Origin of the sequence: Sutterella sp. KLE1602 (assembly GCF_001578585.1) — a bacterium.
GTDB lineage: Bacteria > Pseudomonadota > Gammaproteobacteria > Burkholderiales > Burkholderiaceae_F > Sutterella > Sutterella wadsworthensis_A.
In genome coordinates this window covers 1-10164 of the sequence record NZ_KQ968512.1, presented here as the reverse complement: position 1 = coordinate 10164, position 10164 = coordinate 1, and the positions used below count along the sequence as shown (strand labels likewise).

The 10164-nt window shown below is 63.1% G+C and carries 9 protein-coding genes; 3 read left to right on the top strand and 6 right to left on the bottom strand.

The genetic code is table 11. The features are described 5' to 3' along the window. The 3 genes from HMPREF3036_RS03260 to HMPREF3036_RS03250 all read left to right on the top strand — a co-directional run. Window positions 1-435: RNA-guided endonuclease InsQ/TnpB family protein (locus HMPREF3036_RS03260; protein WP_197457928.1), on the top strand; the 435-nt coding region annotated here is incomplete at its 5' end. 115 nt (window positions 436-550) lie between these two features. After that, window positions 551-1066, top strand: a complete 516-nt coding sequence (locus tag HMPREF3036_RS03255) for a PIN domain-containing protein (RefSeq protein ID WP_062331492.1) — start codon at window positions 551-553, stop codon at window positions 1064-1066. A gap of 595 nt (window positions 1067-1661) precedes the next feature. After that, on the top strand, window positions 1662-3188 hold the full coding sequence (locus tag HMPREF3036_RS03250; RefSeq protein WP_197457927.1) for an alanine/glycine:cation symporter family protein: 1527 nt from the start codon (window positions 1662-1664) through the stop codon (window positions 3186-3188). Between the two features lie 95 nt (window positions 3189-3283). On the opposite strand, the gene HMPREF3036_RS03245 is transcribed toward HMPREF3036_RS03250, so the two are convergent. The 6 genes from HMPREF3036_RS03245 to HMPREF3036_RS03220 all read right to left on the bottom strand — a co-directional run bounded on the left by HMPREF3036_RS03245 (window position 3284) and on the right by HMPREF3036_RS03220 (window position 9868). Continuing rightward, window positions 3284-3484: a hypothetical protein gene (locus HMPREF3036_RS03245; protein WP_005433182.1), complete on the bottom strand. Its 201-nt coding sequence runs from the start codon at window positions 3482-3484 to the stop codon at window positions 3284-3286. 41 nt (window positions 3485-3525) lie between these two features. After that, a complete protein-coding gene (rmuC, locus tag HMPREF3036_RS03240; protein ID WP_062331486.1) occupies window positions 3526-4989 on the bottom strand; it encodes a DNA recombination protein RmuC in 1464 nt (487 codons plus the stop codon). Between the two features lie 163 nt (window positions 4990-5152). Beyond that, entirely contained in the window at window positions 5153-6250 is a 1098-nt protein-coding gene (locus HMPREF3036_RS03235; RefSeq protein WP_005433186.1) for a BMP family ABC transporter substrate-binding protein, read from the bottom strand. A gap of 92 nt (window positions 6251-6342) precedes the next feature. After that, window positions 6343-7263 (bottom strand): ABC transporter permease, encoded by a 921-nt coding sequence (locus tag HMPREF3036_RS03230; protein WP_062331483.1) that lies wholly within the window; start codon window positions 7261-7263, stop codon window positions 6343-6345. Then, a complete protein-coding gene (locus tag HMPREF3036_RS03225) occupies window positions 7263-8345 on the bottom strand; it encodes an ABC transporter permease (protein WP_062331481.1) in 1083 nt (360 codons plus the stop codon). Before HMPREF3036_RS03225 ends, HMPREF3036_RS03230 begins: the two co-directional genes overlap by 1 nt. Then, a complete protein-coding gene (locus tag HMPREF3036_RS03220; protein ID WP_005433191.1) occupies window positions 8342-9868 on the bottom strand; it encodes an ABC transporter ATP-binding protein in 1527 nt (508 codons plus the stop codon). Before HMPREF3036_RS03220 ends, HMPREF3036_RS03225 begins: the two co-directional genes overlap by 4 nt. Window positions 9869-10164 lie beyond the last annotated feature (296 nt).

The following is a 10164-nucleotide window of genomic DNA, read 5'->3' as shown; positions in this document are numbered from 1 at the left end:
AACATGACGGCATCCGCGAAGGGAACTGTTGAGGTGCCCGGCAGTCGCGTTGCACAAAAGAGTGGTCTCAACCGTTCCATTCTCGATCAGGGTTGGGGGATGTTTTTCTCCAAGCTTGATTGGAAGGCGTTGAGACTTGGCGGACACGTACATACGGTGCCGCCGCAGAATACAAGTCGCACCTGCCCGATATGCGGCTGTGTTTCCAAAGACAATCGCAAGACGCAGGCGTTGTTCAAATGCATCTCCTGCGGACATCAGGGAAACGCGGACGTCGTGGCTGCGATCAACAGCAAAAAGCGCGGACGAAGCTCGTTAGCCTGTGGGGAGTCTGAGAGGAATGCTCTGGCTCAAGTGAATTTGGGTCGGTCTAAAAAGCCGGCGCCGAATCAGCAGCAGGAATCCACCGAAGTAATCAGCAGCGCAAGTTGCTAACGCAGTAGAGAATCTCCGTCGTTCACGGCGGAGAGAACGTCAACATATTTTCATTGGTCGTCAGTCCCCCACAGCGACCTTATTCACGGCCCAGCAACATTCTGAAAAGATCTTCATGCCGCTTACCGAACGCCTGAGCAGCCGCGTGGCTGCCGAAGCCCTTGCCCTGGCAGGTTCCGAACCGAGGGGCGTCCCCGCCGTCATCGACACCAACGTCGTGCTCGACCTCATCTACTGGGAAGACCCACATTCTGAGGACTTGAGACGAGCCCTCGAGGAGGGGCGCATCCATGCGCTGCGCTCGGGCGAGGCGGTCATGGAGCTTGCGGAGGTGCTCTCGCGCCCCGCGTTCACGGGCGACGAGGACGAGGCGGCGAGACTCGCAGCGCTCTGGTGCTCGATGAGCGTGCCCGTCGACGAGGAGAAGATCAGGGAGGCGGCCGACGTCATCACGGTCCAGTGCAGGGACCCCCTTGACCAGAAGTTCTTCACGCTCACGCTTGCGGGCGGCGCAAAGCTTCTTGTGAGCAAGGACAAGCTCGTGCTCAAGGCCGGCCGCAAGATGAAGCGATACGGCGCCTGCGCCTTCCGTCCTGAAGAGACGGCGGCGAGGCTCGACGCGCTCAGCTGAGCGCGTACTTCGCCATGGCAATGACGTTGACGATGATCCAGAGGGCCACCATGGCGAAGGCGACGTAAAGCGCACCGCGCATGAACTTTCGCAACATGTACGACTCCAAAAAAACAGAGGAAGAAAAAGGCCGATTATTTTAGCCGTTTCCACTCCGTCTGAGAAGCCCCCGTTTCGTGTCCCCCAATCCCGTCAGAACCACCTAGGGAATACACCTTAGCCTGTGCCGCAGGCCATCCGCCGAGTCTCCCTAACCGACTTGACGCGCATCAACGAACCCCGAAATCGTCCGAAACGATACGAAATACCACCAGCGCCACACGCACAGGCGTTTCCCCCGAATCTAGGCAGAATGCCCATCCCCTGAATGCGTCCCGGGGCATCTCGCGATTCCCGAACCAATTCATAGAATGAAGGCTCGGGTTCCGCCTGAGAACCTGGGACCGGGCGAATCATTATTCTTCAACCGCTTGTCCGCAGGATCGTTTCCAAGTGTCCGCATCCTGCCTCCCCGGTCAGAATCATAAGGCCCAGATTCGGACAAACTCCGCCCGAAGACTGCCCCACTTTTCAAGCAAAAACCGGAGTCATCACCGTGGATCAGACCACTCAAATCATTCAGAGCATCAACAGCCTGCTCTGGGGCATGTACGGCCTCATTCCGCTGCTCGTCGGCACGGGCCTGTACTTCACCTTCAAGCTTCGATTCGTTCAGATCAAGCGCTTCGTCATGGCCGCCAGGCACGTCTTCGGCGGCATCACGCTCTTCGGCCGCAAGGCCGACAAGGACGGCATGTCCTCCTTCCAGTCGCTCGCGACGGCCATCTCGGCCCAGGTGGGCACGGGCAACCTCGCCGGCGTGGCCACCGCCATCGCCATGGGCGGTCCGGGCGCCATCTTCTGGATGTGGATCGCCGCCTTCTTCGGCATGGCGACCATCTTCTCCGAAGCCGTCCTTGCCCAGCTCTACCGCACCCGCGACGCTCACGGCCACCTGACCGGCGGCCCGGCCTACTACATCAGCCAGGGTCTCGGCAGCAAGACGCTCGCCGCCTTCTTCTCGGTCGCGATCATCATCGCGCTCGGCTTCGTGGGCAACATGGTGCAGGCCAACTCGATCGCCGGCGCCTTCTACACTGCCTTCAACGTCCCGACCTGGGTCACCGGCATCTTCACCTTCATCATCGCCGGCTTCATCTTCATCGGCGGCATCCGTCGCATCGCCTCGTTCGCCGAAAAGATGGTCCCGATCATGGCCCTCATCTACGTCATCGGCTCGCTCACCATCATCTTCACGAACCTCGAAGGCGTGATGCATGCCCTTGAAATGATCTTCGTGGGCGCCTTCGACCCGATGGCCGCCACCGGCGGCGTCATCGGCGCCGGCATCAAGGAAGCCATCCGCTACGGCGTCGCCCGCGGCCTCTTCTCGAACGAAGCCGGCATGGGCTCGACCCCGCACGCCCACGCCGTAGCCCGCGTCAAGCACCCCGCCGAACAGGGGCTCGCCGCCATCATCGGCCTCTTCATCGACACGTTCATCGTCGTGAACATGACCGCCTTCGTAATCCTCTGCACGGGTTCGCTTGACGGCACGACGACCGGCATCGCGCTCACCCAGAAGGCCTTCACGCTCGGTCTGGGCACGATCGGCAACGGCTTCGTCGCGGTCTGCCTGCTCTTCTTCGCCTTCACGACCATCGTCGGCTGGTACTTCTTCGCCGAGCAGAACGTCAAGTACCTCGTCGGCGTGCGCTACGTCTCGATCTACCGCGTGCTCGTCCTCGCCTTCATCATGGCCGGCTCCTTCCTCCACGTCACCCTCGTGTGGGAGCTCGCCGACCTTTTCAACGGCCTGATGGCGATCCCGAACATCATCGCCCTGATCGGTCTGTCGAAGGTCGTGGGCCGCGCGCTCGAAGACTACGAGAAGAAGTTCCTCGCAGGCGAAACGCCCGAATTCGGCGAACTCGCCCCGGTCCCCGCCGACATCCCGCGCTACAACGGCGCCCCGGCCCAGGACCCCGCGCTCGAACCCAAGCCGCAGCATCACCGTCGCCTTGGCGGCCTGCGCAACCGCTTCCGCCGTCGTCCGCACAATGCGCAGGAAAACGACGCGTAAGCACGGCCCTCACCCAGACCTGAACCCCGCGCTTAGAAAAAGGACCCGCTTCGACGTTCGAAGCGGGTCCCGTTCATTCGCTTGACGGAAAGGACTTACTTGTCCTCGACCGGTTTGGATTCTGCCGACTTGGCAGGCGCCTGACTGCTCTGGCCCTTGGAACCGATGCTCTCAAGCGCCGTGCCGACGTGGTTGGCACCCTTCTTGAGGTCGGTGCCGAAACCGGCGACAGTGTTGCATCCGGCAAGCGCAACGGCGCCGCAGATCATCATGGCGGCAAGCATGATCTTCTTCATATTTACTCCTTGAAAGCGCCGCACCCGCGGCGGCCATGCGTTCAGTTTAGCCCAGCCGCAACGCTCGCGTTCGAACCTCGTACGCCTTGAGACAGTTTGTCCGCGGCGCCCGTCTCTTCCTGCCCATCTTCCTCGAGAAGACCAGCCGCCTCAATCGAACTCATCTTCTTCTGCATCACGTTCTGCCGCGTCTTCATCGCATCGAGGCTCGACTGCGCCTCGGAGAACTTCTTCTGCACCTTCGCGAAGCCCTCGGCAAACTGCAGGAACTCACCCTTGACCTCGCCGAGCACCTTCCAGACCTCGCTCGAACGCTCCTGAAGCGCAAGAGTCACAAAGCCCATCTGCAGGCTGTTGACGAGCGCCGATACGACCGTCGGCCCCGCGGGCGTGATCCGCCAGTCGCGCTGAAGCTTCTCGAAGAGCCCCGGAATCCTGATCACCTCCGCATAAAGTCCCTCGCTCGGCAGGTACATCACGGCGAACTCCGTCGTGTAGGGCGGCCTGACGTACTTGTCATGAATCGACTTTGCCTGCACAAGGACGGCCCTCTCAAGCGCCGCCCTCGCTTGGGCGGCCGCAGCCGCATCCGCCCTCGCCTCGGCATCAAGCAGGCGTGCATAGTCCTCGACAGGGAACTTCGAGTCCATAGGGAGCCAACAGGGGCCGTCTCCCGAAGCGCCCGGCATCCTCACCGCAAAGTCCACCGCCTCCCGGCTGCCCGGCACGACCCTCACCTGGGCGCCGTACTGCGCTGGCGTGAGGATGTTGGCGAGGATGGCGGCGAGCTGCGTCTCGCCGAAGGTGCCGCGGGTCTTCACGTTTGCGAGGATGCCCTTGAGGTCCCTGACGCTCTCGGCCATCGTACGCATCTCGCCCAGCCCCGTCTGCACGAGGCCGAGCTTCTCGTCCACGGTCCTGAAGCTCGCCGTAAGGCGCTCGGAGAGCGTGCGATCGAGCTTTTCCTGAACCGTCGCACGCATCTCCTCGAGGCGGGCCTCGTTGCCTGCGCGCACCTTCTCAAGGCTGGCGTCCACGCTCGTGCGGATCTCGGAGAACTTGGACTCGAGCTTGGCGCCGAGCGCTTCGCTCGCCGATGCATTCGTCTCGATGATCTTCGCGAAGCGCGCGTCCACCAGCCCCTGCAGCTCAAGGAGCTGGCGGTTCATCACCTCGCGCGTCTCGGCAAGCGACTGTCTGGCCGTCTCGTTGAGCGTACGCACCTCGGCCGCGCTCCTGTTCTGCTGCTCGGTGAGGTAGCCGGTCAGCCCCGCCAGCGTCTGCGAGACGCCGCGCTCGACGTTGAGGACCGCCTGTTGCACCTCCTGGCGCTCGCTCCTCACCCCCGTGAGGATCGCCTCAATCATCTCGTCCTGCTCGTCGCGCCGCAGGTTCTCCGAAGTCTGGATCTTCAGAAGGCGCATTTCGAGCACGAGCCAGACCACAGCGGCGGCGAGAAAGGCGCACAGGCCCGTAAGTATCAGAAGAAGCGTGTCGGTCGTCATGTCGGCATCCGGAAAAAATGCAGGGGCGCTCGCCCCGTTCGGAACGCTATCTTAGCCGAGCCTGCGAAAAGACTCATGCCTCGCACGACGCGTGCCGAGAATGCAAAAAGGCCTCCGCCTCCCGAAGGAGGAAGAGGCCCTGAATCAAGCCCTTGAGAGCGGATTACTTGGCGGTCGGGACCTTGCTGGCCACGCCTTCAACGAAGTACATCATCTGCTGGAGTTCTTCGTCGGTGGCGACCTTGCCTTCCGGAATCATGACCTTGCCTTCATTGCTGACAACCGGACCCGTGAACGGATGGAACTCGCCCTTTTCAAGCTTGGCGTAGGTGGCCTTGATGCGGGAGGCGACGTTTTCCGGAGCCTTCGGGGTCATGTCGGCAAGCTCAATCATGTGGACGTTCGCGCCGCCCCAAACCGGGGTGTTGTCCCACTTGCCGTCAAGCACCTTCTGGATTTCGTTCGTGTAGTACTCCTCCCAGCGGTGCACGACGCCGCCGAGAAGCATCGTCGGAGCAGCCTTGTGCATGGCGGAGTTGTAGGAGATGACCGGAACCTTGGCTTCTTCGCAGGTGGAGGCGACGGCCGTGGAGTTCGTGTGATGCGTGATCACGTCGGCCTTCATGCCGATGAGGGCCTTCGTGGCGTCGGCTTCCTTGCCCGGATCGTACCAGGAGGACGTCCAGACGACGCGGACCTCGATGTTCGGGTTCACGGCGCGGGCGCCGAGCGTGTAGGCGTTGATGCCTTGGAACACTTCGGGAATCGGAAGGGCGGCGACGTAGCCGAGGATGTTGGTCTTCGTCGTGGCGGCGGCGAGCATGCCGGCGAGGTAGCGGCCTTCATAGAAGCGGGCCGTGTAGTTCTTGACGTTCTTGCTCGTCTTGTAGCCCGTGGCGTGCTCGAAGTAGACGTTCGGGAACTGCTTGGCGACCTTCATGACGGAGTTCATGTAGCCGAACGACGTCGCGAAGATGATCTTGTTGCCCTGCTGGGCGAGGTCGCGGATGACGCGCTGGGCGTCGGCATTTTCAGGGATGTTCTCGATCCAGGTCACCTTGATCTTGTCGCCGAACTTCTCTTCGACGAACTTGCGGGCGATGTCATGCTGGGAGGACCAGCCTTCCTCGTTGGCCGGGCTGACGTAGACGAAGGCGACCTTCAGCGGCTCGTCCTTGGCGAAGACGGCGACCGGGGCGGCGTTGAGCGCGACGGCGGTGGCGCCGGCGAGGCAGAGCTTGAAGGCAGTACGTTTTTGCATGGATGAATTCTCCTGAAGACAGAAGTAAAAGAATCAATGGCTAGTTTAGCCAAGAAGGCAGGACATGCCTACCTTCTCGCCAGGTGAAATTCTTAGCTGCGCGGCGCGAACGGCTTGCCGAGCGAGGCGGGCACGTTGAGGCGGATCCAGGCGGGATTGCGGCTGATGAGAACCAGCACGAGAATCGTCGCGATGTACGGCGTCATGGCCATGAACTGCGGCGCGATGTCGATGCCCATGCCCTGAACCGCGAACTGAAGCATCGTGACGCCGCCGAAGAGGTAGGCGCCGACGAGCACGCGCGCGGGACGCCAGGTGGCGAACGTGACGAGCGCAAGTGCGATCCAGCCTCGGCCCGCAACCATGCCCTCGACCCAGAGCGGCGTGTAGACGAGCGAGAGGTAGGCGCCCGCAAGCCCCGCCATCATGGCACCGAAGAGCACGGCCCAGAAGCGGATGAGGCGCACGGGATAGCCGAGCGCGAATGCAGATTCGGGAGACTCGCCGACGGCTCGGAGAATGAGGCCGGGACGAGACTTGAAGAGGAAGTACCAGACGCCCGCGATCATCGCAAGCGCGGCATAGGCGAGCCAGTGCTGGGAGAAGAACGCCTCGCCGAGGAACGGAATGCCCTCGAGGCCCGGAATGCCGAGCGGAGCGCGGCCGGGAAGCGCGGCGCCCTGCAGGGACTGGCCGAGGAAGGCCGAGAGCCCCGTGCCGAAGAGCGTGAGCGCAAGACCTGCGGCGTACTGGTTGGCGCGAAGGCCGATCGTGAAGAACGCAAAGAGCAGGCCGAGCAGAAGGCCTACGCCCATGCCCGCGAGAAAGCCGAGCTCGAAGCTGCCCGTGGCATGCGTCACCGCAAAGCTCGAAACGGCGCCCATGAGCATGATGCCCTCAATGCCGAGGTTGAGCACGCCCGACTTCTCATGAATGATGATGCCGACGGCGGCGATGAGAAGGGGCGTCCCCGCGTTGAGCGTGGAGGAAATGATCGATGCGGCGAGACTCATCAGGCAGCCTCCTTCTTGAAGCCGATCCACTTGAACTGATAGAAGATCATCGTATCGCAGGCGAGTATAAAGAAGAGAAGAAGGCCCTGGTAGACGCCCGTGATCGAGGACGGAAGGCCGAGGCGGCTCTGCGCGAGCTCGCCGCCTAGATAGAAGAGCGCCATGATGAACGCGGCGGGCACGCAGCCCAGCGGCGTCAGGCGCCCCACGAAGGCGACGATGATAGCTGCGAAGCCATACCCCGGAGAGATGGTCGGGGTGAGCTGGCCGAGCGGACCCGCGGCCTCGATGCCGCCGGCAAGCCCCGCGAGGGCGCCGCAGATGAGCATCGAGATCCAGATCAGGTGACCCGGACGGTAGCCCGCATAACGGGCGGCGAGCGGCGCCATGCCGGAGATCTTGAACTCCATGCCGATCTCCATCTTGTCCATGAGGACCCAGATGCCGAGCGCGGCGATGACGGCCATCAGGGCGCCGGCGTGCAGGCGGGTGCCCTCGAGGATGACGGGCAGGAGCGCACCGCTTTCAAAGAGCGCGGTCTGCGGGAAGCCGAAGCCGTCGGGATCGCGAAGCGGCCCTTGGACGGCCCAGGAGAGCAGGAACTGCGCCACGTAGACGAGCATGAGCGAGACAAGAATCTCGTTGGCGTGGAACTTGTGGCGAAGAAGCGCCGTGATCGCGCCCCAGAGAGCGCCGCCGAGCGCAGAGGCCAGCATGACGAGGACGACGAACCAGGGGCCCGTCGTGTCGTTGCACATCAAGGCGACCGCGCCGCCCGCAATGGCGCCCGCAACGAGCTGGCCCTCGGCGCCGATGTTCCAGACGTTGGCGCGGAAGCACACCACGAGGCCCACGGAGCAGAGCAGCAACGGCGTCATCTTGACGCACACCTCGGCCCAGCCGCTCAGGCTGTCGAGCGGAGAGATGAAGAAGGTGACGAGGGCCTCGACGGGATCCTTGCCGAGCGTGGCGAAGATCACGGCGCCCGCGACGACCGTGAGCAGGAGTGCAAGCGCGGGCGACAGCCAGCGCAGGCTGCGGGCGGGCTCCTGACGCGAGGTCATGGCAATGGGGAAATTCATGCTTCGCCTCCTTCATGACCGGACGCGCCGGCGGGGCCGTCGGGCCAGAGACCGGACATCCAGCGGCCGACGATTTCAATGTTCATTTCAGACTTGGGAACGGCGGGAGAGAGATGGCCGCGGTACATGACCGCGATGCGGTCGCAGATCTCGAAGAGTTCGTCGACTTCCTCGGAAACGACGAGCACGGCCGCGCCGTCCTCGCGCAAGCGCATCAGCGCGTTGCGGATCGTGGCGGCGGCGCCGACGTCGACGCCCCAAGTGGGCTGATTGACGATGAGCACGCCCGGATTCTGAAGAATCTCGCGGCCCATGATGAACTTCTGCAGATTGCCGCCCGAGAGGCCGCCCGCATGCTTCTGCGGGGACGGGGTCTTCACGTGGAAGCGCTCGATGATCTTCTCCGTGAAGCGCAGGGCCTTCTCCTCGAGAATGAAGCCGTGCTTCACGAGGTCGTCGCCCGTGAGATAGGTGTTCGTCTGGAGCGAGATTTCGGGCACGGCGGCGTGGCCGAGGCGCTGCTCGGGCACGTAGCGTAGGCCGAGGCGGCGGCGGTCACGGGTGCCGAGGCTGCCGACGGGCTTGCCGAAGAGCATGACGCCCTCGTCGGCGACGGGGGCCTCGCCCGCAGCGACCGCCATCAGGCGCGCCTGACCGTTGCCCGAGATGCCGGCGACGCCGACGATCTCGCCCTTGCGCACGGCCACGGAGACGTTCTCGATGCCGCACACGCGCAGCGAGCCTGGATAGCTGACATCCTTCATCTCGAAGACCACTTCGCCCGGCGTGCCCGAGGCCTCGCGGATCGCGGGCGGCTCGGCGCCGATCATCAGACGGGCAAGCGACGCCTCGGTCTCGGCCTTCGGATTGACGGACGAGACGATCCTGCCCGCACGCAGCACGACGCAGCGGTCGGCGAGCTCGCGGATTTCGTCAAGCTTGTGGGAGATGAAGAGAATGGAGACGCCTTCCTCAGCCAGACGGTGGAGCGTCACGAAGAGCTTCCTGACGGCCTGGGGCACGAGCACCGAGGTGGGCTCATCAAGAATGAGGAGCTTGGGATTCGTCATCAGGGCGCGGATGATCTCCACGCGCTGGCGCTCACCCATCGAGAGCTCGTAGACGACCGCAGCGGGATCCACCTCAAGGCCGTACTTCTCGCCGAGCGTCTTCACCTCCTCGGAGATTTCGGCCGTGGAGCGGCCGGGCGGAAGCCCGAGGGCCACGTTCTCGGCCACCGTCAGCGTGTCGAAAAGCGCGAAGTGCTGGTGCACCATCGCAATGCCGCTCGCACGCGCTTCGGCAGGACTCGATACGTCGAGGGGCCTGCCGTCGAATTCGAGGCTCCCCTCGTCGGGACGCACCGAGCCGTAGATGATCTTCATGAGGGTGGACTTGCCGGCGCCGTTCTCTCCGAGGACGGCGAGCACTTCACCGGGCGCGATATCCATGTTGATGCCGTCGTTGGCAACGATCCCCGGGTACCGCTTGGTGATATTTTTCAGGCTGAGACGTGGATGCATGCTGAGGCAGGACGCAGGGTCGGGCGTCCGTGTCAAAAACTTGTTCGGTCCGGCCCCGCCGCCGCAAGGCGGGCGACCCCGGATTTAAACACGTAATTTTATCGTTCCGCAGACACGTTGTCTAACATCAAGCACCCCTTATAAAGTCGAGCCGAGAAAACCCGCGGTTTTAACTGCCGGGATGATAGGCGCTCAAATCCCCTTCGCACCAACTCGTGCGAAGTATGCGTCCTCGAAAAGGACGGTGTAGGATTGAGGTCACGAAAGCCAACATCGCCTACAAGTTCGAACTGATG

What these genes read in the sequence shown, in the direction of transcription:
- HMPREF3036_RS03255 (WP_062331492.1), top strand. Translation starts at nt 551, where the DNA reads ATGCCGCTTACCGAACGCCTGAGCAGCCGCGTGGCTGCCGAAGCCCTT.
- HMPREF3036_RS03245 (WP_005433182.1), bottom strand. Translation starts at nt 3,484, where the DNA reads ATGAAGAAGATCATGCTTGCCGCCATGATGATCTGCGGCGCCGTTGCG.
- rmuC (WP_062331486.1), bottom strand. Translation starts at nt 4,989, where the DNA reads ATGACGACCGACACGCTTCTTCTGATACTTACGGGCCTGTGCGCCTTT.
- HMPREF3036_RS03235 (WP_005433186.1), bottom strand. Translation starts at nt 6,250, where the DNA reads ATGCAAAAACGTACTGCCTTCAAGCTCTGCCTCGCCGGCGCCACCGCC.
- HMPREF3036_RS03230 (WP_062331483.1), bottom strand. Translation starts at nt 7,263, where the DNA reads ATGAGTCTCGCCGCATCGATCATTTCCTCCACGCTCAACGCGGGGACG.
- HMPREF3036_RS03225 (WP_062331481.1), bottom strand. Translation starts at nt 8,345, where the DNA reads ATGAATTTCCCCATTGCCATGACCTCGCGTCAGGAGCCCGCCCGCAGC.
- HMPREF3036_RS03220 (WP_005433191.1), bottom strand. Translation starts at nt 9,868, where the DNA reads ATGCATCCACGTCTCAGCCTGAAAAATATCACCAAGCGGTACCCGGGG.